Annotated in this window: 28 protein-coding genes; 18 read left to right on the top strand and 10 right to left on the bottom strand. The window is 58.4% G+C overall.

Annotation, left to right across the window (positions count from 1 at the left end):
- Window positions 1-97: 97 nt before the first annotated feature.
- The 6 genes from GOW31_RS02305 to rpsF form a co-directional block, all read right to left on the bottom strand.
- Complete coding sequence (locus GOW31_RS02305) at window positions 98-952, bottom strand: acyl-homoserine-lactone synthase (RefSeq protein WP_171115359.1); 855 nt, start codon at window positions 950-952, stop codon at window positions 98-100.
- 107 nt (window positions 953-1,059) lie between these two features.
- The gene (locus GOW31_RS02310) at window positions 1,060-1,761 is read right to left on the bottom strand and encodes an autoinducer binding domain-containing protein (RefSeq protein ID WP_152458337.1); all 702 of its coding nucleotides are present in this window, start codon (window positions 1,759-1,761) and stop codon (window positions 1,060-1,062) included.
- A 236-nt stretch (window positions 1,762-1,997) separates the two neighbouring features.
- Window positions 1,998-2,483, bottom strand: coding sequence for a lytic transglycosylase domain-containing protein (locus GOW31_RS02315; protein ID WP_171167611.1), 486 nt, complete (start codon window positions 2,481-2,483; stop codon window positions 1,998-2,000).
- A 156-nt stretch (window positions 2,484-2,639) separates the two neighbouring features.
- Window positions 2,640-3,260: a 50S ribosomal protein L9 gene (gene rplI, locus GOW31_RS02320; RefSeq protein ID WP_171167613.1), complete on the bottom strand. Its 621-nt coding sequence runs from the start codon at window positions 3,258-3,260 to the stop codon at window positions 2,640-2,642.
- 12 nt (window positions 3,261-3,272) lie between these two features.
- Complete coding sequence (rpsR, locus tag GOW31_RS02325) at window positions 3,273-3,500, bottom strand: 30S ribosomal protein S18 (RefSeq protein ID WP_005608650.1); 228 nt, start codon at window positions 3,498-3,500, stop codon at window positions 3,273-3,275.
- Between the two features lie 28 nt (window positions 3,501-3,528).
- Window positions 3,529-3,882: a 30S ribosomal protein S6 gene (gene rpsF, locus GOW31_RS02330; RefSeq protein WP_152458335.1), complete on the bottom strand. Its 354-nt coding sequence runs from the start codon at window positions 3,880-3,882 to the stop codon at window positions 3,529-3,531.
- Between the two features lie 283 nt (window positions 3,883-4,165).
- On the opposite strand from rpsF, the gene GOW31_RS02335 reads away from it, so the two are divergent.
- Both GOW31_RS02335 and GOW31_RS02340 read left to right on the top strand, forming a co-directional pair.
- Window positions 4,166-4,684: a hypothetical protein gene (locus GOW31_RS02335; RefSeq protein ID WP_171167615.1), complete on the top strand. Its 519-nt coding sequence runs from the start codon at window positions 4,166-4,168 to the stop codon at window positions 4,682-4,684.
- Between the two features lie 126 nt (window positions 4,685-4,810).
- Window positions 4,811-5,383, top strand: a complete 573-nt coding sequence (locus GOW31_RS02340; RefSeq protein ID WP_171167617.1) for a YceI family protein — start codon at window positions 4,811-4,813, stop codon at window positions 5,381-5,383.
- Between the two features lie 60 nt (window positions 5,384-5,443).
- Here the strand turns inward: GOW31_RS02340 and GOW31_RS02345 are convergent, their stop codons facing one another.
- Entirely contained in the window at window positions 5,444-6,670 is a 1,227-nt protein-coding gene (locus GOW31_RS02345; protein WP_171167618.1) for a cytochrome b/b6 domain-containing protein, read from the bottom strand.
- A 174-nt stretch (window positions 6,671-6,844) separates the two neighbouring features.
- Between GOW31_RS02345 and fabD the strand changes: the two genes are divergently transcribed.
- From fabD to mltG, 7 genes are all read left to right on the top strand, one after another.
- A complete protein-coding gene (gene fabD / locus GOW31_RS02350) occupies window positions 6,845-7,783 on the top strand; it encodes an ACP S-malonyltransferase (RefSeq protein ID WP_171167620.1) in 939 nt (312 codons plus the stop codon).
- A gap of 42 nt (window positions 7,784-7,825) precedes the next feature.
- Window positions 7,826-8,563: a 3-oxoacyl-[acyl-carrier-protein] reductase gene (gene fabG, locus GOW31_RS02355; RefSeq protein ID WP_171115373.1), complete on the top strand. Its 738-nt coding sequence runs from the start codon at window positions 7,826-7,828 to the stop codon at window positions 8,561-8,563.
- 206 nt (window positions 8,564-8,769) lie between these two features.
- Window positions 8,770-9,003, top strand: coding sequence for an acyl carrier protein (locus tag GOW31_RS02360; RefSeq protein ID WP_008756330.1), 234 nt, complete (start codon window positions 8,770-8,772; stop codon window positions 9,001-9,003).
- Window positions 9,004-9,141: 138 nt separating this feature from the next.
- On the top strand, window positions 9,142-9,681 hold the full coding sequence (locus GOW31_RS02365) for a GNAT family N-acetyltransferase (RefSeq protein WP_171167622.1): 540 nt from the start codon (window positions 9,142-9,144) through the stop codon (window positions 9,679-9,681).
- A 123-nt stretch (window positions 9,682-9,804) separates the two neighbouring features.
- Window positions 9,805-10,548: a HisA/HisF-related TIM barrel protein gene (locus GOW31_RS02370; protein WP_171167624.1), complete on the top strand. Its 744-nt coding sequence runs from the start codon at window positions 9,805-9,807 to the stop codon at window positions 10,546-10,548.
- Between the two features lie 183 nt (window positions 10,549-10,731).
- On the top strand, window positions 10,732-11,997 hold the full coding sequence (fabF, locus tag GOW31_RS02375; protein ID WP_171115377.1) for a beta-ketoacyl-ACP synthase II: 1,266 nt from the start codon (window positions 10,732-10,734) through the stop codon (window positions 11,995-11,997).
- Window positions 11,998-13,155 (top strand): endolytic transglycosylase MltG, encoded by a 1,158-nt coding sequence (gene mltG, locus GOW31_RS02380; RefSeq protein WP_171167626.1) that lies wholly within the window; start codon window positions 11,998-12,000, stop codon window positions 13,153-13,155.
- A gap of 81 nt (window positions 13,156-13,236) precedes the next feature.
- Here the strand turns inward: mltG and GOW31_RS02385 are convergent, their stop codons facing one another.
- Window positions 13,237-14,502, bottom strand: a complete 1,266-nt coding sequence (locus GOW31_RS02385; RefSeq protein WP_171167628.1) for a DEAD/DEAH box helicase — start codon at window positions 14,500-14,502, stop codon at window positions 13,237-13,239.
- Between the two features lie 326 nt (window positions 14,503-14,828).
- A complete protein-coding gene (locus GOW31_RS02390; RefSeq protein WP_171167630.1) occupies window positions 14,829-15,365 on the bottom strand; it encodes a winged helix-turn-helix transcriptional regulator in 537 nt (178 codons plus the stop codon).
- Between the two features lie 39 nt (window positions 15,366-15,404).
- Here GOW31_RS02390 and GOW31_RS02395 point away from each other — a divergent pair, with 39 nt between their 5' ends.
- The gene (locus GOW31_RS02395) at window positions 15,405-15,782 is read left to right on the top strand and encodes a VOC family protein (RefSeq protein WP_171167632.1); all 378 of its coding nucleotides are present in this window, start codon (window positions 15,405-15,407) and stop codon (window positions 15,780-15,782) included.
- Between the two features lie 596 nt (window positions 15,783-16,378).
- The gene (locus tag GOW31_RS02400) at window positions 16,379-17,605 is read left to right on the top strand and encodes a DNA-packaging protein (RefSeq protein ID WP_171168641.1); all 1,227 of its coding nucleotides are present in this window, start codon (window positions 16,379-16,381) and stop codon (window positions 17,603-17,605) included.
- 63 nt (window positions 17,606-17,668) lie between these two features.
- On the opposite strand, the gene GOW31_RS02405 is transcribed toward GOW31_RS02400, so the two are convergent.
- The gene (locus tag GOW31_RS02405; protein WP_171167634.1) at window positions 17,669-18,214 is read right to left on the bottom strand and encodes a hypothetical protein; all 546 of its coding nucleotides are present in this window, start codon (window positions 18,212-18,214) and stop codon (window positions 17,669-17,671) included.
- A 239-nt stretch (window positions 18,215-18,453) separates the two neighbouring features.
- On the opposite strand from GOW31_RS02405, the gene GOW31_RS02410 reads away from it, so the two are divergent.
- The 7 genes from GOW31_RS02410 to GOW31_RS02440 all read left to right on the top strand — a co-directional run bounded on the left by GOW31_RS02410 (window position 18,454) and on the right by GOW31_RS02440 (window position 23,124).
- Window positions 18,454-19,614: a phage portal protein gene (locus tag GOW31_RS02410; protein ID WP_171167636.1), complete on the top strand. Its 1,161-nt coding sequence runs from the start codon at window positions 18,454-18,456 to the stop codon at window positions 19,612-19,614.
- Window positions 19,607-19,825: a hypothetical protein gene (locus GOW31_RS02415; RefSeq protein WP_152458319.1), complete on the top strand. Its 219-nt coding sequence runs from the start codon at window positions 19,607-19,609 to the stop codon at window positions 19,823-19,825. Before GOW31_RS02410 ends, GOW31_RS02415 begins: the two co-directional genes overlap by 8 nt.
- A 26-nt stretch (window positions 19,826-19,851) precedes the next feature.
- Window positions 19,852-20,397 carry an HK97 family phage prohead protease gene (locus tag GOW31_RS02420; RefSeq protein ID WP_171167639.1) on the top strand — a complete coding sequence of 182 codons (546 nt, stop codon included), beginning with the start codon at window positions 19,852-19,854 and terminating at the stop codon, window positions 20,395-20,397.
- Window positions 20,398-20,431: 34 nt separating this feature from the next.
- Window positions 20,432-21,610 carry a phage major capsid protein gene (locus GOW31_RS02425; protein ID WP_171167640.1) on the top strand — a complete coding sequence of 393 codons (1,179 nt, stop codon included), beginning with the start codon at window positions 20,432-20,434 and terminating at the stop codon, window positions 21,608-21,610.
- 169 nt (window positions 21,611-21,779) lie between these two features.
- Window positions 21,780-22,379 (top strand): head-tail connector protein, encoded by a 600-nt coding sequence (locus tag GOW31_RS02430; protein WP_171115395.1) that lies wholly within the window; start codon window positions 21,780-21,782, stop codon window positions 22,377-22,379.
- A complete protein-coding gene (locus GOW31_RS02435; protein ID WP_171115397.1) occupies window positions 22,376-22,714 on the top strand; it encodes a phage head closure protein in 339 nt (112 codons plus the stop codon). Before GOW31_RS02430 ends, GOW31_RS02435 begins: the two co-directional genes overlap by 4 nt.
- Window positions 22,711-23,124 carry a DUF3168 domain-containing protein gene (locus tag GOW31_RS02440; protein ID WP_152458314.1) on the top strand — a complete coding sequence of 138 codons (414 nt, stop codon included), beginning with the start codon at window positions 22,711-22,713 and terminating at the stop codon, window positions 23,122-23,124. Before GOW31_RS02435 ends, GOW31_RS02440 begins: the two co-directional genes overlap by 4 nt.
- Window positions 23,125-23,132: the final 8 nt, after the last annotated feature.

Here is a 23,132-nt window from a genome sequence, read left to right on the forward strand (position 1 = left end):
TCTTCCTTCCCTTCGTCAGAAGAAGGGACAAAAAACGGAGCCGCCTGCAATCAGACGGCTCCGCATGGGTGGCTTTTGTATCTATGAGGTGAGGGGGTCAGGCCTCATGAGCAAAAGCACGGGGGGTTTCCAAAAGAGCGGTTCTTTGCTCTGGCGTGAACGTATCCGTGAGCGCTTCGATCAGCTTGAGGACATCCTGCCGTTCAGCTTCTGTTTTTGCGGCGCTCATCTGTTCCACAAAATATTTCTCGAGATCGGTGAGTGGTTTGTGATCCTGGTTCGCGGGGTTCTGTGCTGCGGCTTTCTTAGCGGCGAACAGAGCTAACGCTTCTTCTTCGTCCATAAAGACGTCGTCGTGAATGCCCGCAAATTCACGCAGGCCGGCGATGCGTTCTTCGGTGCAGTCCAGCAGAGCGGCCAATGCGTGAACCTTACCCATTGGAACTGTCTTACCGACATAGTCGTAAGGCGCGCAATTCGAACGCTTCAACACCCTATCCATAACCGGATCAATCACGGTGATGATGTCCTGAATACCTGCATTTTTCGCATATTCCAAAGATCCGATCATCAACTCGCAAGTCGCGTAGGAGACCGAGTTCTTTTCTTTGCCACGCGTGAGCCGTTGCGTGTCGACGCAGAAGCGGGTAGATTCCCACATGGTCGCACTGCGAAGTGGTGCTTCGCCGCAAAGGATAGCCGAGAAGACATCCGACAACATGTGTGGTCCGGTGGTCTGGAGGGCACGCACGGCTGCGACGACATTCCCCTCATCGTCGAGTCCGATTACATATGCCGGGTCCAGGTGATCGAACTCGTCGATCTCTTTGCCATCTTCAATGTTGACGTCCCATCCCAGGCGTTCGCCAAAAACTCTTGCTCTCAACTCGAACATTTCATCAAGAACTTCGCTGAACATATGTCTGTTCAGGCCATCTACCACGATGATCATTTCTTCCCCCTTCGAGTGGTTGTTCGGTAACTTAGACGTTACCGGACACAGGGGATTTTTCTATTGGGGGTTTCCCGTATTTTGGCGAAATTTTGCGTTTTTTTTGTTTAACTTGGGGTAATAAGCCCAATTGCAATCGCCCGGCCAACGGCCTGAGGGGTGGTCAGCGCACTAAGCTTTTCTCGACTGGAACGCAAGTGCACTTCTACGGTTCGGTGTGAAATGGACAAAATATCGCCGATGTCCTGTTGCGATTTCCCTGCCGCAACCCACTGCAAGATCTCTGTCTCACGTCTGGAAAGTGTTGGATGATACAGCGCGCTGGTCAATTCGTCTGAGGAAACCACATTGTCATGGATGTGCACTGCCATCGATTGCAAGTCACTGATGACATGCGTGTATAGCTTGCGCCATTCCTCTTTGCTGCAATTGCGCGTTGCGCTCAGCAGGCCGATATCTCCGTAGGGACCGCGCACGGGAATTGTAACGCCTTGGTTTGGCAATCCAAAATCATGGGCATCCCGGAATACACGTTGGAAGTCGGGGCTGCGCTCAAGTCGGCTCCAATCCACTGGCGCGATGCTGCGGCGGGCCATATGGATGGTCGGATCAATCATGATCAGACCCTGGTTTTGGTAGTGTTCATTCCAGGCGTCGTCATAGGTAACAAAGCCGGCAACCGTGCCGGCAGCAGGGTTCATGCCAGCATAAGCAGCATGATCCATATCATGCTTCTCACAGATTTGCCTTAGAAATTCGGTGTATCGAACTTCTGAATCCGGCAGAGTGCTCAGATCGACAATTTCCATGTGGTGCCTACCAGCTGCGGCCCATCTTACAGCCCGATGGTGTCGTCGAGCATGCATATAACACAGAGTGGAACCCGTTTACCTCACCGAGCCAGAACACCATACTTTCCTAAACATGACAAGGCGAGGTACTAATTGTCTGCGCAATTCCAAATAATGAGACATTCAATAGAACATTTTTGTCACTATTCGGCAAAAAGTGCTAATTTCACGCGGCTTTCTGACGCTAATCACCGTCAGTTGGCGGGTTTCAGCCCAGTTTCCACCAACAATCCGCGCGCTTTGGCTTCGGGGTAAAAGCCCTTGGCATAAAGAAATATGGCCCGATCCTGGTTGCCATCAGACAAAAGCCAGGCGCCACGAAGGTATTTCCCGGCGAACTCAAGGTTGGTGTCCGCGTCCAACAAGCCTTTGGCGTTTCCGGTGTATCCCATGGATCGTGCGGTGGCCGGAAGGATTTGCAACAACCCATAATAGGGTCGGTTGACCGCCCAGGGGCGATGCGTGCTTTCACGAATAGCAAGCTTGTGAACAAGCTCTCGCGGAAGCTCGTAGTGGTCCGCCCATTTGTTGATCGACGCGCGAAGTTCCGGCGTTTCGTTTGGATAGAGCGGAGGATTGAATTGTTGTGTCTCCGCCTTGGATACTTCTCCTGCACCGCAGGCAACCAACGGGGCTGTCAGTAAGAGTGCCATGAGATTGCGACGGGTGAACAGGGGCATACGTTTCTCCAGGGTTTCGAGTTGCAATGATATGGCCTGAGTATTTGGCTGCAAGATTATGGATGGAGTTGGGCTAAAATTTGCTGGTTTGGCTCGGAGACAAGAAAAAAGGCCGCGCTGAAGCACGGCCTTTGTTTTGCTTGAAACCTTGCCGGATCAGGCTTTGGCTTCGTCTTCCTCGGCAGGAGCGGCTTCCGCAGCCAGCTCTTCGTCCTCGGATGCGGCCGAGCCGATGTCGTCGAACAGTTCGGCGATCTCGAATTCAGCGGCTGCTTCTTCTTCGGCGGCCAGTTCCTGGATCGATTTGCCCGAGGCCTGAAGTTCGGCTTCTTCTTCCGAACGCGCCACGTTCATCTTGATTTCAACTTCGACTTCGGGGTGCAGCTTGACTGCAACCGAGTGCAGGCCCAGTTCCTTGATCGGATTGACCAGAACAACCTGCTTTTTGTCGACGGTGAAACCAGCTTCGGTTGCAGCCTCTGCGGCGTCACGCGGGGTGACCGAGCCGTACAGAGCGCCAGCATCCGATGCCGAGCGAATCACGATGAACTGCTGTCCGTCCAGCTTTTCAGCCAGAGCTTCAGCTTCTTTCTTGGTTTCCAGGTTGCGGGCTTCCAGCTGCGCTTTCTGAGCTTCGAACGAGGCGATGTTCGACTCGGATGCGCTCAGGGCTTTGCCTTGGGGCAGCAGGAAGTTGCGGGCGTAGCCGGGCTTGACGTCAACGACGTCGCCCATCTGACCCAGTTTCGCAACGCGTTCCAGAAGGATAACTTGCATCTCAGTCTCTCCTTACTTCACGGCGTAGGGCAGCAGGGCGAGGAAGCGGGCGCGCTTGATAGCACGAGCCAGTTCACGCTGCTTTTTCGCCGAAACGGCGGTGATGCGCGAAGGAACAATCTTGCCGCGCTCAGAGATGTAGCGCTGCAGCAGACGGGTGTCCTTGTAGTCGATTTTCGGCGCGTTCTCACCCGAGAACGGGCAGACCTTACGACGGCGGAAAAATGGTTTTGCGGCCATGGTTTAGTGTCCTTTCCTCAGGCGGTGATCAACGACGCTCGCGGCGGTCGCCACGTTCGTCACGCTTCTGCATCTGAACCGACGGGCCGTCTTCGTGACCGTCAACCTTGATGGTCAGCACGCGCATGACGTCATCATGCAGGCGCATCAGGCGTTCCATTTCCTGAACCGCACCCGAGGGCGCGTCGGTTTTCAGGAAGGCGTAGTGGCCCTTGCGGTTCTTGTTGATCTTGTAGGCCATCGTCTTGACGCCCCAGTACTCGCTATCAACCAGCTTGCCGCCGTTGTCAGCCAGAACGGTGCCGAAATGTTCGACGAGGCTTTCCGCCTGCGCGTTGGACAGATCCTGACGCGCGATCATTACATGCTCATACAGTGGCATGTGCACTCCTGTTTATGTCAAGGCGCATTTCATAGGCGGGGCCATCCGGTCCTTCGCGACCCTGCCACGAGAGGCTGCGCGATTCATCTGATTGCGAAGGATGGCCCCGTATACACGTTTGAACCGCAGGAGCAAGCCCCGCCACATATGCCTTTGAGACGCCGCCCAATTTCCTTTGGGCCGCCCAAATGCTGACGCTTTTCGGCTCAAAGTTGTTTTGCATACCGGACGTTACCCGGACCAAACAGAAATTCGACAGTAACCTGATAAAAGGTGAAGTGTTATGACCGCGACCAATACAAACACATACCGGGAAGAGGCGGCGGGCTCGCGCTTTGAGCATTCGGTGCCGGTAATGATTGCCTTCGCGCCAAACTGGAAGGCCCGTTTGATCCTGGCGCGGTTGGTCGGAGCGTTCTTGATCTTTTCGGCGTTTTCGATGTGGCTGATGCCAGGTTCGATCGTGGGTGCAGATGTCTGGCCGATCAAGATGGTGGCATCCATGCTGTTTCTGATCGTCGGTGTCAGTTTGCTGACGATCGAAGTTCTTGATCAGCGCCCGGATGCCTATTTCGACCCGATCCGCCGCGAAGTCCGTGTTCTGCAAAAGAACGAAGACGGACGCCCTCAGACGGTGCTGCGCCGCAGCTATGAATCGCTGGGTGGTGCACGTTTTGAAGAAAACGAAGTCCACTTGTTTGATGTAGATGGGAGCCTTTTGATGAAGCTGCCCCTTGAATCGGCGGATGTCAGCCGAGCGTTGAAAGGGCAACTGAGCAAGAGCGTAACAATTTTCGGCTGAACTTTATTCTGTTCAAAAAGGAACAGATGTTGTGACTCGAAAAAGGTTGTGTGCCGCCGACAGGCGGCACATTTTGTTTGTGAGCAACCCTGACGGTTTGCATTCACAAAAAACGCGGAGATTGTTATGAAATCCACCCTTCTTGCTGCTGCACTGGCCGTATCGGCGACCACGGCATTCGCCAGCGCCGAGAAATACGTGCTGGACCCGAGCCACAGCCAGGTTGTCTTCAGCTATGACCACCTGGGCTTTTCAACCACAACCGGCATGTTCTCGGGCTTTGAGGGCGAGATCATGTTTGATCAGGAAAATCCCGCCGCTTCCAGCGTGAGCGTGTCGATGCCGGTATTGGAGATGTTCACCGGTTGGAAGCCGCGTGAAGATCACTTCATGACCGAGGATTTCTTTGGTGCGACCGAGGGCGACCTGATCACCTTTACCTCGACGGGTATCGAAGTGACCGGTGAAAACACTGCCAAGATCACCGGCGACCTCACCATGAACGGCGTGACCAATTCCGTTGTTCTGGATGCCAAACTGAACAAGGTTGATACCCATCCAATGGCGAACAAGCCATGGGCCGGTTTCGACGCCACCACGACCCTTGTCCGCAGTGAATTTGATCTGGGCCAGTTCGCACCGTTTGTCAGTGACGAAGTGCAGGTGCAGATCTCGGTCGAAGCGCAAAAAGCCGAATAAGCGCAAGACAGCGAACACGAAAACCGCCGGTGATCCTGTCGCCGGCGGTATTTTTTGGCATCACTGACTGCGGGACGCAGTAAGTTCCACAGCGACTGTGACGGTGAAGCCAAGCGAATCCTCGGTGGGCTGCGATGCGCCGATGCCGAAATCTAACCTGTTCAGATCAACCGAGCCTGTCATGGTCGCGGTGTCGTCCTGAAGGTCCAGTGAAAACGGTAGTATGATATCGATCGTCTTGTCGCGGATTGTCAGTGGTCCGCGTGCCTCATATCCGCTTTCGGTTTTGAAAAGGTCAGCCGCGAACTGGGCCGTCGGAAACTGGGCGTTGTTGAAGAAATCCGCACCCATGGCCTGTTCGGTTACGGTTCCGAGGCTGAGAGAACCTATTGCGATCGTGACCTCGACGGACCCGGCCGGGCCAGGCTCGGCCGGGTCGTCAAAAGCAATTGCGGCTGTCCAGTCGGAAAACGAGCCGGTGACCGGGCTGCCCAATTGCGAGATCGTAATGGACAAGGTGCCGTTCTGAACCTGCCAGTCTGATTGCACCTCGGCCAGTTGGACGTCGGCGTCATCATCGTCGGCCTCACGCGCAAATTCGCCAGAGACCCAGCCGCCGGTGAGGACAAGCGCCCAAACGGCCACTGCGGCGACGGCGGGCACAAGGGAATGATGCTGGTGTGGAGGCTCCGGTGCATCTGACCCACCCGGCAACATCCTGCGCAACGTGCTGTCTTTGTCTATGACGTGATGCTTCAACGCTCCGGCAACATGCAGGACCAGCGCGCCGACGAGCGTCCACATGAACAGCCAATGCAGAACGCCTGTCACCTCGGCCACAATGGTTGATTTCGGTACAAAAGGCAGGTTTTGGCCGAAGGGCCAGAGGATTGGAGCAAACCCTTCGGTTGCGGCGTGGTGCACCCAACCGGTCAGTGGCACAAGCACCAGTGACCCATAGAGAAGCCAGTGGACAGTTTCGGCGGCAAAAGCCTCGGGCTTGTTGTCGGCATTCAGCAGGCCGGGCTTGGTTTGCGTGAAGGCCCACATTGTCCGAGCCAAAGCAACGAAGAACACGGTGACGCCTACGGTTTTGTGCAATGAGAACATGCGCGCCGCGCGTGCGATTTCGGCCTCGCTTGGGGCTGTGGAGGCATGCAATACGGCGTGGGCCAGGTTGTCCGCGATCCAGCCGAGCGGCAGGGCCGTGAAGATCAGCAACGCGGTGAGCCAGTGAAACGTCTTTGCGACACTTCCGTAACTTGAGAAGGAATTGGTCGAGGCCATGGGTGCAACGCTCCGAGATTCTGTGCTGCGCCCAAGTTAAGGTTATCGGAAGTCGGCACAAGTAAGCGCTTGTGCACACCCAAGGTGCCAGAATGCAGAACACAGGCAATGCTTGTGCCAGACGATCAGTCAGTTTACACCCCGCCGCAACCTGACATCATCCATGAGGTTGCAATGACACTCGCGTTCGTTTTTCCGGGGCAGGGCGCCCAGACCATCGGCATGGGCAAAGCACTGGCCGATGCCTATCCGGCGGCGCAGGCCGTCTTCGATGAGGTGGACGAGGCACTGGGAGAGAAGCTGAGCAGCGTGATCTGGGAAGGCGACATCGCCGACTTGACGCTGACTCAGAACGCCCAGCCTGCTCTTATGGCGACATCCATGGCGGCAATGCGTGCGCTGGAAGCCGAAGGCGTTTCGGTTGGTCAGGCGGCTTTCGTGGCGGGTCATTCCTTAGGTGAATACTCGGCCCTTGCGGCTGCGGGGGCTTTGTCGGTTGCGGACACCGCGCGCTTGCTGCGCACCCGCGGTCTTGCGATGCAAAGTGCCGTACCGGTGGGCGAGGGCGCAATGGCGGCCATTCTTGGATTGGACCTGGAGGTGGTGCGCGCCGTTGCAGAGGAAGCCGCGCAGGGGCAGGTCTGTCAGGCTGCCAATGACAATGATCCAACCCAGGTCGTTGTGTCCGGTTCCAAGGCCGCTGTCGAGCGTGCCGCCGAGATTGCCAAAGAAAAAGGCGCAAAACGTGCTGTTATGTTGCCTGTAAGTGCTCCATTTCACTGTGCGCTGATGCAGCCTGCGGCAGATGTCATGGCGGAAGCGCTTGCTGCCGTCGAGATTAAGGCGCCTTCCGTGCCTTTGGTGGCCAATGTGCGCGCCGAAGCCGTCAGTGATCCGGATCTGATACGTCAGTTGCTGGTGGAACAGGTGACGGGGTCGGTTCGCTGGCGTGAAAGCGTTCAGTTCATGGCCGCGCAGGGCGTGACTGAAACGTGGGAAATCGGTGCTGGCAAAGCCTTGTCCGGCATGATCCGCAAGATCGATCGTGCCATTGCAGGCAAGGCTGTGGGCACACCGGAAGATGTTCAAAAGGCCATTCAGGCCGAATCGTAAGCTCAAAAAGCGTCGTGGCCGACGCACCAAGAGGAAAACCGAATGTTTGATTTGACAGGTAAAAATGCGCTGATCACCGGTGCTTCGGGCGGTATCGGAGGCGACATTGCACGTGCGTTGCACGGTGCTGGCGCAGCGGTCGGATTGTCCGGTACACGAGTCGAACCATTGCAGGCTCTGGCAGACGAACTGGGCGAACGCGCGCATGTGCTGCCTTGCAATCTGAGCGATCCGGAAGCCGTAGAAGCGTTGCCAAAGCAAGCGGTCGAGGCGATGGGATCGGTGGATATCCTGGTGAACAATGCGGGTATCACGCGCGACAACCTGTTCATGCGCATGTCCGACGAGGAATGGCAGAGCGTGATAGACGTGAACATGACCTCGACGATGAAACTATGCAAAGGTGTGATCCGCGGCATGATGAAGTCACGCTGGGGCCGGATCGTGAATGTCTCGTCCGTGGTGGCCGCAATTGGCAACCCGGGGCAGGCCAACTATGCTGCGTCAAAAGCCGGGATAATAGGGTTTTCCAAGGCTTTGGCTCACGAAGTGGCAACGCGCGGAATTACCGTTAATGCCGTGGCACCGGGTTTTATAACGACTGCAATGACCGAGAAGCTGACCGAGGAGCAGAAAAAGGGTCTGTTGCTCAAGGTTCCGGCGGGCCGCATGGGTGAACCCGAAGAAATTGCAGCGGCTGTTCTGTATCTTGCCAGCCCCGAAGCGGGTTATGTTACCGGAAGCACCTTGCATGTGAACGGTGGTATGGCCATGTTGTGATCGCCACAGGGGCAGCGCGAAAGCGTTTGCCTCTTGCGTCGACTATGCTATAGGCGGCGCATCTATGCGGGGTCGGTTGTTCAGGTCGGCCTTCGACTTCCCGGTTCGCCGGGACCCAAACCGCCCGAAACGGGCAAATCAAAGCCAACCCGTGCGGGCAAGGGCAGAATTGGGCAGACCGCCCTGTAAAGGAATGAGGAATAGACATGAGCGACGTCGCAGATCGCGTTAAGAAGATCGTTGTTGAGCACCTGGGTGTTGAAGAAGATAAAGTCGCGGAAAACGCGTCTTTCATCGATGATCTGGGCGCAGACAGCCTGGACACCGTTGAACTGGTCATGGCCTTCGAAGAAGAGTTCGGCATCGAAATCCCCGATGACGCAGCCGAGACCATCCAGACCTTCGGCGACGCGGTCAAATTCATCAGCGAAGCGTCCTAAGCGTTTCCTTCTGATCAAAAGCGGCGCTTCCGAGCAACGGAGGCGCCGTTTTTTTGTGCCCGCTCAAAATTCATGCTTGCGCGTGCATTTTCGGATGCGCACTGTTTCCATTGAGGCAAAATTCAAAGTGGACAGGGCATGATAAGATCCACTCCCATGATAAATACCGCGCGTTTGACGCTGTGTGCCATGCGCCCGGAGGACTTTGACCGGTTCGCCGAGATCTGGGGGGATCCGTGCGTCGTTCAGCATATTGGCGGCTCACCCCGATCGCGCGGAGAGGCATGGGATTCCTTTTTGCGCAATGCCGGGCATTGGCACATGGCCGGGTTTGGACAATGGGGTGTGCTGCAACAATCGAATCGAAAGCTGATCGGACAGGCCGGTTTCTTTTACGGAAACCGTCAGATGGGCGATGATTTCGACGGCTTTCCCGAGGCGGGCTGGGTTCTGGCGCCCGAGGCGCAGGGGCAGGGCCTGGGGTATGAGGCGGCCAAGGCAGCGCATGACTGGTTTGACCGGGTGATTCCCGGGCCTTTGGTTGCGATGGTGAATGCGTCCAACGCCTCGTCGCAGAAACTTGCCAAAAAGCTGGGCTATGTATTGATGCGGGAAGGGGTGTATAATGAAACCCCGGTGCATTTGCTTCGGCGCAACGGGCCACCGGCGCTCGCGTAAATCCGCCACTTCGACACTATGCCGCAAAATGGCCAAACTGTGCCGATCCCGGTGATATTGGGAGGGCGTTCAAGGTGTATGCTTCCGGGGATTTTCAGAGCGATTGAGCGGAGGACCGAGCTCATGAGGATATACCCCACTATGGAATTGCAGAACGGCCGGTGTGTCACGTTGGACAAAGGTCGTTTGGACAACGCTATGATTTGGCATGTAAACCCAGTCGAAACAGCGCGAAGCTGGGCGGAAGCGGGTGCCGAATGGATGCATCTGACTGATTTCGACGCGATCGAAGGCAAGGATACCAACGTCGAATTGATTGAAGAGATTATCCGCGCGGCCGAAATCCCGATTCAGTTGGCGGGGGGTATGCGGACCCGCGAACAGGTCGAACGCTGGATCGACAAGGGCGTCGGTCGCGTCGTGATCGGGACGCTGGCAGCGCGCGAGCCGAAACTGGTCAAGGAATTGGCCACGCTCTACCCGGATCAAATCGTGCTGTCGGTCGATGTCTGGCAAGGTTATGTAATGACGGATGGCTGGCGCAGCCAAAGCGTATTCACGCCCGAAGCGTTTATCGACGCATTCGAAGGAGCGCCATTTGCTGCTATCGTGGTGACGGATATCGACAGCGATATGGAGGACGTCGAGGCTCAGCTTGGCCTGATCTCGGGACTTGCCAGCCATTCGCGCACCCCTGTGATAGCGAGCGGGGTTGTACGTACCGCGGATGACATCTCGCGGCTGGCCTATATTCCCAATATCTCGGGTGCAATCGTGGGACGTGCACTGTTTCGAAAGACACTTGACCTGACGGATGCACTGGAAATGGCAAAATCGGCGCATGAGCCGGTGGCACAGTTCCAATAAATACGCTTCGCCCTTTCAACTAGATCCGTGAAAGGGCGGGCACCGATTTCCGTAACCCACAGAGGTACTGCTTCGGTTGCCCGGCGGCGGGAAGCCCGCCTGAAATCGCCGTTGCTCTTGCCCCCGCACCCCGGGCCGGGGTAAGAGCGGTTCTCATAACAGGAAGCAGGCAAGAGGCACTTCATGCGCAGAGTCGTTGTAACCGGTCTTGGATTGGTCACTCCTTTGGCCAGCGGGGTCGAGGAAACCTGGTCGCGGCTGCTGGACGGAGAGTCCGGCGCTGGTCCCATCACGCATTTTGATGCGGAAGGCAGTGGTGTCGCCACGACCTACGCCTGTGAGGTGCCCCGCGGGGATGGAACCGACGGGACCTTCAATCCCGATGACTGGATGCCGCCGAAAGAGCAGCGCAAGATTGAGGACTTTATCCTGTATTCCATCGCAGCCGCAGAAATGGCCTGCAAGGATGCGAACTGGTTGCCGGAAGATGAAGAGGACCGCCTGCGAACAGGTGTTCTGATCGGTTCTGGCATCGGGGGGTTGGGTTCGATCGCGAATACAGCCAATCTGATCCGCGACAAGGGCCCGCGCCGGGTTTCACCGTTCTTTATTCCGGGCGCTCTGATCAACCTGGCATCAGGTCAGGTGTCGATCCGGCATGGCTTCAAGGGGCCGAACCATTCGGTCGTGACGGCGTGTTCCACCGGTGCCCATGCAATCGGTGACGCCAGCCGTATCATTCGCGCAGGGGATGCAGACGTCATGGTTGCAGGTGGCGGCGAAGGTTGCATCTGCGAAATCGGCATCGCCGGGTTCAACGCATGCAAGGCGTTGTCGACCAAATATGCAGACAACCCAAAGGCGGCTAGCCGACCCTATGACGTTGACCGCGACGGATTCGTCATGGGCGAAGGTGCGGGCATCGTCATCCTGGAAGAGTATGAACACGCGAAGGCCCGCGGTGCGAAGATCTACGCCGAGGTGCTGGGCTATGGCATGTCGGGCGACGCATATCACATCACGGCACCGTCCGAGGATGGTGACGGGGCAGAACGTTCGATGAAAGCCGCGTTGCGCAGCGCGGGGCTGGAGCCGAAGGACCTGGATTACATCAACGCCCATGGCACCTCGACCATGGCGGATACGATCGAACTGGGTGCGGTCGAACGTCTGCTGGGAGACCACGCCGCGAACGCCACCATGACGTCGACCAAATCGGCAACCGGGCACCTTTTGGGTGCAGCGGGGGCGATCGAGGCAATCTTCTCGATTCTGGCGATCCGCGATCAGGTCGCACCTCCGACGATCAACCTGGACAACCCCGCGGTGGAGACACCGATTGATCTGGCCCCGAACGCCAAGCGTGAGCGCGAGATCAACGTGGCCCTGTCGAACTCGTTCGGGTTTGGCGGCACCAATGCCAGCGTGATCTTCGGAAAGGCCAACTAAATGTGGCGGGCCATTGCTTCGAACGCGCTGACCATTCTGGTGGTCGGCCTGTTCCTGATGGGTGGACTGATCCTTTGGGGGCAGACCCAGTACAAGGCCGAAGGCCCGCTTGAAACCGCGATCTGCCTTCAGGTCAGAAGCGGATCGAACATGACACGTGTCAGTCAGGAACTGGAAGAGCAGGGCGCCATCCGCAGTGCCACGATCTTTCGGATGGCCGCCGATTACACGGATCGGGCACAGCAGTTGAAAGCCGGCAGCTTCCTGGTGCGGGAAGGCGCGTCGATGGAGCAGATCATCGACGAAATTACCAGCAGTGGTGCCAGCACCTGTGGATCCGAGATTGAGTATCGTATCGGTGTGACGCGTGCTCAGACCCGTGTGCGTGAGTTGAACCCTGCGACCCTGGATTTCGTCGAAATCGCGTCGTTCGATCCCTTGGAAGACGAGGTGCCTGAGGCCTATACCGAGAAACGCAACGAGGCGGACACCCGTTACCGCGTGTCGCTGGCCGAAGGTGTGACCTCGTGGCAGGTGGTCCAGGCGTTGAAGGCGTTCGACGCTTTGACAGGTGAGGTGACCGAGATCCCGGCCGAAGGGATGCTGGCGCCTGACAGTTACGATGTTGTGGCGGGCCAGGACCGTACCGACATTTTGCAGGCGATGCAGGACAAGCAACAATTGCGGATCAATGCCGTTTGGGAAAGCCGTCAGGACGGGTTGCCGCTGCAATATCCCGAAGAAATGCTGATCCTTGCGTCGATCATCGAAAAGGAAACCGGAGTTCCGGAAGAGCGCGGGCAAGTGGCCAGTGTTTTTGTGAACCGGCTGAAACAGGGGATGCGGTTGCAGACGGACCCGACCGTCATCTATGGCGTCACCAAAGGGCAAGGCACGTTAGGGCGCGGGCTGCGCCGCAGCGAGCTGAACCGACCAACCCCATGGAACACCTATCAGATAGACGGTTTGCCGCCGACGCCGATTGCCAATCCGGGCTTGGCCAGCCTTGAAGCTGCTGTTGCGCCGGATGACACGAATTTCGTGTTCTTCGTTGCCGATGGCACGGGCGGCCATGCATTTGCCGAAACCTTGCAGGAGCACAATCGCAATGTCGCCAAATGGCGCGAGATTGAGGCAGAGCAGAATTCGGGAAATTGATCTGAACGAAAAATGGTTTCGTCCATCGTGTTGCGCCAACGCCGGTCATTGAACCGGCGTTGGTTTTTTTGTGTTCCGATCTTAGGCCGCCGGACGTCTGCCGCGTGGACGACGCCGTTTGTTTGCTGCGGGTTTTGACCCCGCGTCGGCGGGTTTGGGTTTGAACCCCCGGCGAGGGTTGTTCGGGCGGCGCGCCGGTTTTTCAGGTTGCACAGCTTCGGGCATCGCGCCACTGGCAACTGGAATCTCGATCTTCATTAGCTTTTGAATCTGGCGCAGCAGATCAACTTCTTCCGCGGAACAGAAGGCGATGGCTTCGCCCTCGCGCCCTGCGCGGGCAGTGCGCCCGATACGGTGGACGTAGTTGTCAGGTACCTCGGGCAGGTCGAAGTTGATCACGTAGGCGACGCCCGGGATGTCGATGCCCCGGGCGGCAACGTCGGTGGCCACCAGAATGTTGATGTCACCCGCGCGGAACGCCTTGATCGCGCGATCACGCTGACCCTGGCTTTTGTTGCCGTGGATGGATGCGGCGTTGTAGCCATCGGCCACAAGCCCTTTCATCAGCCGTTCCGCGCCATGTTTGGTGCGGGTAAAGACCAGTGTCAGGGCATCCATGTCCTTCGACAGGATTTCACGCAGCTTGGCTGGTTTCCCGGGTTTGGAGACGAAGTGCAGAGATTGCGTAATCTTGTCTGCGGCTTTGCCCGGAGGCGAGACCTGCACCCGTTGCGGGTTGGTCAGGTAAGCGCGGCTGAGCTCTTCCATCTGCTTCGGCATGGTGGCCGAAAACAACATGGTTTGGCGTGGGGTGCCCAGTGCCGGAGCGATTTTTCGCAGCGCATGGATAAAGCCCAGGTCAAGCATCTGGTCTGCTTCGTCCAGCACCAGATGGCGCACCGCTCCGAGGTTTACCGCGCCCCGCTCCATCAGATCTATCAGGCGGCCCGGTGTGGCGACCAGAATATCGGTGCCACGGGAAAGGAACATTATCTGCTTGTTGATCGATTGGCCACCGACAACGGTGGCCACACGCAGCTTGGTGCCTTTCGTCAAGGTGCGGAGGCTGTCGGCGATTTGATTCACAAGTTCGCGGGTGGGCGCCAGGATCAGTGCTTTGGCGGTTTTCGGGTCGGGCTTGCCGGGTTGGGCCAGAAGGTGATCGATCAGAGGCAGGCCAAAAGCCAAGGTCTTTCCGGTGCCGGTTTGCGCCAGTCCCAGAATGTCGTGACCATTCAGAGCAAGCGGAATCGCCTGGTTCTGGATCGGGGTGGGTTGAGTGAAATTGGCGCGTTTGAGTGCCTCGTTCAGTGCTGGGGCAAGGCCCAGCATATCAAAGTCGAACAAATAACTATCCTTTGCAGCCCGGAGCGTTGGCCCAGGGACAGGTCATGAAGGGTCGCGCGTTGGCGACCGACAGGGGTTGTGCGAGACCTCGGGACGAGCAGGCGTATCCTGCGCCATCCGGCCGCCGCGTCAAGAACCCTGCGTGATGGGGAACTGGAATGATGAGTTGGCGCTGTGGGGCGGACGAGGTCCGCTTGAACTCACGCATCAGCGCTGTGATGTGGGGCACATGAGGGTTCCGCCATGAAATGTCAAGCGCTGGCAAGCCTTCTGGTGGTCTACTGAGTCGAATAAGGCACTGTTCGCGGCACCAGACTGCCATTGAATTACAGCGTAAAACCAACGGCCCTGTTGATCGCCATTCCAGTATTCACGGCCTGATAGGTTGGAAATGGCATCCTCTCGGCAGTGTGAATGTCGCGTCGGATCCAGTTTTGTGCTTCCAATTGGTGAAGGGATGAGGACAGCGCCCGATCTGTAATGATCGTAAGACCAGATTTGATGGCCGAGAAACGATGAGGGGTACCTGTCAACGCCAGAACTGGCACAGTCCATGATTTTCGTAGAAGTTTGATTTCATCCTCAGAGCGGGCGGTATTAATTATCTTGCTGGCGACCGTGGCGGCCTGGGTTCCGAATGGCGTAAGTCGAAATTCTGGACGTAAAGGGTGCCCATGGCCGGGATTTCTTTCGATCATTCCAAGTTCAATAAGATGAGAAAGGCTGGCTGCAAAGGCCGTTCGGCTAGCGTCGGTCGCTGCCAAAAGCGGGGCTTGCCGGCCCGGAACTTTGGCGTGCAGCAGGGCAAGAATTTTCAGGGACCAAGCCCGCGATGTCAGCTTGACAAGTGTATTGATGTCCATAAAGTATAGTAAATATAATTTTCAAAAAGGAAAAGCCTTATGTCGCTCGTTTCATTGAAAAACACCATCACACTTGCGATGTCCGTTCGGGATCGACACGCCAGTGCGGAATGGTATGCCGCCAAGATGGGATTTGAGCTTATCCACCACATTGATGAAGCGGGATGGAGCGAATTGCGAACCAATGTCGACCGAGTCACTTTGGGGCTGGGCGAACAGGCCGAAGCCTCTCCGGGGAATTGCGTGCCTGTTTTCGAAGTCGCGGATATCGCGGAGGCGCGCGGAAAGTTGGAACTTGCAGGAGTGGAATTTGACGGTGAAACGGACACGATTGAGGGTATGGTCAGCACGGCAACGTTTTATGATCCGGATAGGAATGCGCTGATGCTGGCGCAGGATTTGACAGGCCAGAGCTGAGAGCATCAGGTAAAGGAATACTCAACACAGCGACCGCTACGTGTTGCGTCGACGTTGCGCAACTCATTGACTTTGCGCACTTAATACCGTATAGCTTGTGTCATGCTAGAAGAAGTGGGCAACGGCCCCGGGGCGACCCGGTGGCCGTTTTTTGCTTCTCTCGTGCGGAGAAAACTCACGCATGAGGTCACAGGCAAACATGACTTTGATTACCCCGGAAGAGCGGATTTCCCAGACGGCTGAATTGTTGCAGTCGCTTGAGAGGTCCATTCGCGATCTGCGGCAAGCGGCGGAAGACCTGCGCAAACAGATCGGAGCCGGGGAGGATGCAGATCTTGCTGGTTCAGCCAAGCAACTCGGGCAGTTAGAGGGGCTGATCCGAAGTTGTCAGAAAGTGGAGACAAGCTTTGTCGAACAACATCACAGACAAGCCGGAATTGCCCAAGGAGGGTACGCGCTCGACCTTGACCGAGCTCGGTTTGAAGTCGGGTGCAGGCTGGCTCGCCTCCGCGCCTGTTGCGGTGCAGAACAGATTTCTGAGTGAGATCGGGGAGGGAGGGCTGTGTGCCCTCCCTTTCCTGTTCGAATTCTGGGCGCTGCCGCATCAGTTGCCGCCCGAGGGCGACTGGCGGTCCTGGGTGATCATGGGCGGGCGCGGTGCGGGCAAGACGCGCGCCGGGGCCGAGTGGGTGCGACAGATGGTCGAGGGGGCTTTGCCGTTGGATCGTGGTGAGGCCTGTCGGGTGGCCTTGGTGGGTGAGACATTCGATCAGGTGCGCGATGTGATGATCTTTGGCGACAGCGGGATATTGCAATGCTCGCCCCCGGATCGTCGGCCGCAGTGGAAGGCATCCGAGCGCAAGCTGGTCTGGCCCAACGGGGCCGAGGCGCAGGCCTTTTCTGCGCATGACCCCGAGGGGCTGCGCGGCCCGCAATTCGATGCGGCCTGGGTGGATGAGCTGGCCAAGTGGAAGAAAGCGGGTGAGACCTGGGACATGCTGCAATTTGCGTTGCGGCTGGGCGAGCGCCCTCGGGTCTGTGTGACGACCACGCCGCGTAACGTGAAGGTTTTGAAGGATTTGCTGGCGTCGCCCTCCACGGTGCAGACCCATGCACCGACCGAGGCGAACCGGGCCAATCTGGCGGGATCTTTTCTGGAAGAGGTGCGCGCGCGCTATGCCGGTACGCGGTTGGGGCGGCAGGAGTTGGACGGGGTGCTGCTGTCGGATGCCGAGGGGGCGCTGTGGACCGGCTCGATGCTGGAGGCGGCGCGGGTCAAGGCGGTGCCCGAGCTGGATCGGGTTGTCGTGGCGCTGGATCCGGCGGTAACGGCGGGGTCGGGTGCAGATGCCTGCGGGATCGTGGTGGTCGGCGCGCAAGTGCAGGGGCCGCCCGAGGAGTGGCGGGCCTTTGTGCTGGCTGACCGGACGGTGCAGGGCGTTGGTCCGGCAGGCTGGGCACAGGCGGCGATTGACGCGATGGATGAGTTCGGGGCCGAACGGCTGGTGGCCGAGGTCAATCAGGGCGGGCAACTGGTGGAAGAGGTTGTGCGGCAGGTGGACCCTCTGGTGCCTTATCGCGCGGTGCGGGCGTCGCGCGGCAAGGTCGCACGGGCCGAGCCTGTGGCGGCGTTGTACGAGCAGGGGCGGGTTTCGCACGCGGTCGGACTGGACGCGCTGGAAGAGCAGATGTGCCAGATGACCGCGCGCGGGTTTGAGGGGCAGGGCTCGCCCGACCGGGTTGATGCGCTGGTCTGGGCGCTGCATGAGTTGGTGGTGGGGCCTGCGGGGGCGTATCGGCGGCCGAGGGTGCGGGTGTTGTGAAGTTCATTCACTAACTTCTCAGCGCGCCGTACCAATGAAGCGAAGTCAACAGTTATGATCGTTCTATCCCGATAAGGCGCAATACTGGGCTTGATATTGGTGAAGCAGACTTAACAGCCGATGAGGCTGTTCAGCGTCTTGCAATTCGTTCATCCCGAACGAGTAAGATTTTTCGGGAGAAAACTCCATGGAACCGTAAAGGTCGCCTGTTCCATACGGAGTAGGACTATACGGTTCGATAAATCTAAACGCTATCTCCCCGAACTGAATATGCTCCGCCAGGCTGACAACACCCCAATCCGAGCTGTTGGGATCATTGGGGTCGGGTAGGTCAGTTCTCGCGAGATCAAAAGTGATGCCGAGAGTTCGTATGCCTTGAGCTGTCGTTTCTTCAGCCACGGCAGTCAGATTGCAGCCGCGCACATCAATATAGTTTCGAAAACGTATTTCAGGGAAGTATTCACGACTGCCAATCTTGTTTCCTCCCTCGATCCGTCGGGTCTCGGAAGATTTCTCTATTTCTTGAGCAAGCGATGATTGGTCGTCTTGCGCTAGTGAAATTTCAAGGGGAGTGAATACCAATAGGCTTGAAAATACTATGTTTCTCATAGGTTTCCCGACTTTGTGTTTCTTCTTCTATAAAGGAGCGCGAAGCGAGATAGAATGATCACAACCGAAATTTTAGAACCAGTCGTTAAGTTTTGATTGGGCTACGCGTTACCAAGTGTGGATTTAGCTGTTTCCAACCGTTGCCCACCCCCCGTACGCCCCATTCCCGAGGCTTAAACGTCTTTCCGTCATAACTCCTTTCAAAAAGCCGGGCAGAGCGGCGGCAGAAAGGAGCACAGATGGTATTCGATTTCTTGCGTCGTGGATCGGCTGAAGCGGCGCCCGAGGCAAAAGCAAGCGCGGCTGGGCCGGTGGTGGCGTGGCAGACGGGCGGGCGCGTAGCGTGGAGCCCCAGGGACGCGGTGTCGCTGACGCGCACGGGGTTTTCGGGGAACCCGGTGGGGTTTCGTTCCGTCAAGCTGATTGCCGAGGCGGCGGCGGCTTTGCCGTTGGTGTTGCAGGATCAGGTGCAGCGGTTTGATACCCATCCGATCTTGTCCCTGATGCGTCGTCCGAATGCGGCGCAGGGGCAAGCGGAGTTGATGGAGGCTCTGTTCGGGCAGTTGCTGCTGTCGGGCAATGCCTATGTCGAGGCGGTTCAGGCAGAGGAAGGCCTGCCGGTCGAACTGCATGTATTGCGTTCCGACCGGATGAGCGTGGTGCCGGGCGCGGATGGCTGGCCCAAGGCATATGACTATGCGGTGGGTGGTAAAAAGCATCGCTTCGCAGCGGAAAACATCTGTCATATCAAGTCGTTCCATCCGCAGGATGACCACTATGGGTTCTCGCCGATGCAGGCAGCGGCGATGGCGATTGATGTGCATAACAGCGCGTCGCGGTGGTCGAAATCGCTGCTGGACAATGCGGCGCGGCCTTCGGGGGCGCTGGTGTGGAAGGGCGATGGTCACGGGGTGATGGCCGAGGATCAGTTCCGGCGTCTGTCGGATGAGATCGAACAGAACTATCGCGGGGCACGCAATGCGGGCCGGCCGATGGTTCTGGAGGGGGGATTGGACTGGAAGCCGATGGGCTTTTCGCCCTCGGACATGGAGTTTCAGAAGACCAAGGAAGCCGCCGCCCGCGAGATCGCGCTGGCCTTTGGGGTCCCGCCGATGCTGCTGGGGATCCAGGGCGACGCGACCTATTCGAACTATCAGGAGGCCAACCGGGCGTTCTATCGTCTGACCGTTCTGCCCCTGGTGACGCGGGTGGCGGCGGCGGTGTCGGACTGGCTGGCGGGCTTTACCGGCGAGGAGCTGGTGTTGAAGCCTGACCTGGATCAGGTGCCTGCGCTGTCCGCAGAACGGGATGCGCAATGGGCGCGGGTCAATGGGGCCAACTTCCTGACCAACGCCGAGAAGCGCGCCTTGCTGGGCCTGCCGGAGCGTGCGGATGGGTGAGGGGTATCCCTCGTTCGAGTGCGCGCCAGGTCTGCGTCTGGCCGCGCATGAGCGGGTGGCCGAGATCCAGCATGCACATCTGTGTCGGCGCCTGGATCAGATCGAAGAGATGATGGAGCGGCTGGAGCGCCGGCTGTGGCTGACGGTTTATGGCGTGGCGGCGGTGATTCTGGCACAGGCGTTTCAATCTCTCTTGGTGGTAGCGCCATGAGTTCAATGGGTTACGTGGAGAAGTTCATGGATTTGGAACATAAGTTCGCACGGTTCGGCGACGGTTTGTCGGTTACGGATGATGCGGTAATCGAGGGCTATGCCAGCCTGTTTGGGCAGGTCGATCAGGGCAGTGACGTGGTGCAGCGTGGCGCCTATCGCGGTTCGCTTGACAGGTTGGCCAGGGCGGGGCAGCGCGTCAAGATGCTGTGGCAGCATGATCCGGCGCAGCCCATCGGCGTGTGGGACGAAGTACGCGAGGACGACAAGGGCCTGTGGGTCAAGGGGCGTCTGCTGGAGAGCACGCAGAAGGGCCGCGAGGCGGCAGAATTGATCCGGGCAGGTGCGATGGATGGTCTGTCGATCGGCTACCGCACCAAACGGGCCGTGAAGAATGACAGGGGCCAGCGGGTCCTGACCGAACTGGAGCTGTGGGAGGTGTCATTGGTGACCTTCCCGATGCTGCCCAGTGCGCGGGTGGCGGCGAAGGGAAAGACACCTGACGCCGAGGAAGCCCTGCGCTGTATTGCCGACGTATTCAACGATGCCCGGCAGGAGCTGGCGCGGAACTAGCGCGCCTCAAAACCACTCAGAACAGGACATGCTGATGAGCAAGACCGAAACCCCGGCCTTGACCGGAGAGGGTGCGCCCCTGGTTCAGGAGGTGAAGCAGGCGATGGCTGGCTTCGTGAATGAATTCAAGGGACTGAAAGCCGAAGTTAATACTAAACTGCAACAGACAGAAGAGCGACTGATCATGCTGGATCGTAAATCAACAATCGCGGCACGCCCGCATCTTGCCGCCTCGATCGAAGACGGAGCCCCGCATCAGAAGGCATTTGACGCCTATGTGCGGTCCGGCGAAGATGACGGGCTGCGTGGCCTCGAGGTGGAGGCCAAGTCCCTGTCAACAGCGGTCAACAGCGATGGTGGCTATCTGGTTGATCCGCAGACTGCCGAGACGATCAAGTCGGTTTTGAACTCGACCGCCTCGATCCGTTCGATTGCATCGGTCGTGAATGTCGAGGCAAATTCGTTCGACGTGCTGATCGATCACACCGATGTAGGTGCGGGCTGGGCTGACGAAAACTCGGCCACAGCGGAAACCGGAACACCGTCGATCGATCGCATCTCGATCCCGCTGCACGAGCTGAGCGCGCTGCCCAAAGCGTCGCAGCGTCTGTTGGATGACAGCGCCTTCGACGTCGAGGGCTGGCTGGCCGGGCGTGTTGCCGACAAGTTTGCACGCGCCGAGGCGGCGGCATTCATCAACGGCGATGGCGTCGACAAGCCTAAGGGGTTGATGATCCACCGAGCGGTGCCGAATGATGGCTGGTCCTGGGGCAGCGTTGGCTATGTCGCGACCGGTATTGATGCGGGTATTGATGCGGATGCGATTGTCGATGTGGTCTATGCGCTGGGCGCGCAGTACCGGGTCAACGGGACCTTCATAATGAATTCGAAGACTGCGGGTGTGATCCGCAAGCTGAAGGACAGCGATGGCCGCTTCCTGTGGTCCGATGGTTTGGCCGCAGGTGAGCCGGCGCGTCTGATGGGGTATCCGGTTCTGATCGCCGAGGACATGCCGGATGTGGCAACCGACAGTTTCTCGATAGCCTTTGGTGACTTCCAGGCTGGTTACACCATTGCCGAGCGTCCTGATCTGCGCGTGCTGCGCGACCCGTTCAGCGCCAAGCCACATGTCCTGTTCTACGCGACCAAGCGCGTCGGCGGCGATGTCAGCGACTTTGCTGCGATCAAGCTGGTGAAATTCGGCACCGCCTAACGCGGGCTGAATCCGGGGGGCCCTGGCCCCTCGGACGGCGGGCGCGGGCCGGAGTGAGATCCTCTGCGTTGTCTAGCTGCTCCCCTCCGTCCGAGCAACGTGGGGCGGCGCGTGCCCGTCATTTTCATGAGAGAGGCCCCGGAGGGGTCCGAGATTGCGGAGTGAATGGATGATGTTGATCGAAGAAACCGCCATCGCGGATGCGGCGCTGCCGGTGGATCAGTTCAAGGCGCATCTGAGGCTGGGCACGGGCTTTGCCGAGGATGATGTGCAGAACGAAGTGTTGAAGGGGTTCCTGCGGGCCGCCATCGCGGCGATCGAGGCGCGTACTGGCACGGTTCTGATCACACGGGATTTCTCGTGGAGTTTGAACAGGTGGCGCGACCCGTCGGGCGAAGTGCTGCCTGTGGCCCCGGTGGTTTCAGTGCAGGCCGTGACGCTGACTGACAAGCAAGGAGCCGAAACAGTTGCGGACGCCGCGACCTATCGCCTGGAGCATGATAGTCAGCGGCCCCGGATCCGCCCATTGGGATCCAGCCTGCCTGCCATCGAAACGGGTGGTTCCGTGAAGATTTCGTTTGTCGCAGGGATGGCGCAGGATTGGGGCGGGTTGCCTGCCGATCTTGGGCAAGCCGTGCTGCTGCTGGCGGCGCATTACTATGAATACCGGGATGAAACCTCATTGGGCGCTGGGTGTATGCCCTTTGGTGTCACCAGCCTGATCCAGCGCTATCGCATGGTGCGTTTCGGGGCGGGGGTATCGCAATGAATACGCCGCATCTGAACCGTAAACTGGTGCTGGAGGCGCCAATGCGAAGTGCTGATGGGTCGGGGGGCTATACCGAAACATGGGCTGCGATGGGGACGCTATGGGCCGAGGTGACGGCGCGCAGTGGGGCCGAACGGCAGATCGCCGGAGCGTCCGTTTCGCGTGTCGGGTACCGCATCGTGGTACGTGGTGCGCCCATGGGATCTTCGGTGCGCCCCGCGCCAGATCAGCGGTTTCGCGAGGGAAATCGCTGTTTCGTAATCCGGGCCGTGGCCGAGCATGATCCGCGCGGCAAGTTCCTGACCTGTTTCGCAGATGAAGAGGTGGCGGCATGAGCTATGGCGTTTCCGCCGCTTTGCAGGCGGCCGTGTATCAACAGCTTTCAGCGGACGCAGCAGTCAGCAGCCAATCGGGGGGCGCGATCTATGATGCCGTGCCCGCGGGAACCGTGCCGCAGACCTATGTGACGCTGGGCCCCGAAGAGGTGCGCGACGCGTCGGACCGAACAGGCGCGGGCGCGATACACCGCTTCACCGTTTCGGTGGTGTCCCAGGAGGCAGGGTTCGGTGCTGCCAAAACACTGGCGGGCGCGGTGTGTGACGCGCTGGAAAACGCGCCACTTAACCTGGTTCGCGGGCGTTTGGTGGGGCTGTGGTTCGAGCGGGCCTCGGCCCGGCGCACCGGGACCGGCGGCACCATCCGCCAGATCGACCTGAAGTTCCGCGCCCGCGTGGAAGATGACTAAGCAATCAA

The sequence above is a fragment of the Ruegeria sp. HKCCA0370 genome, assembly GCF_013033705.1.
Classification (GTDB): Bacteria; Pseudomonadota; Alphaproteobacteria; order Rhodobacterales; family Rhodobacteraceae; genus Ruegeria.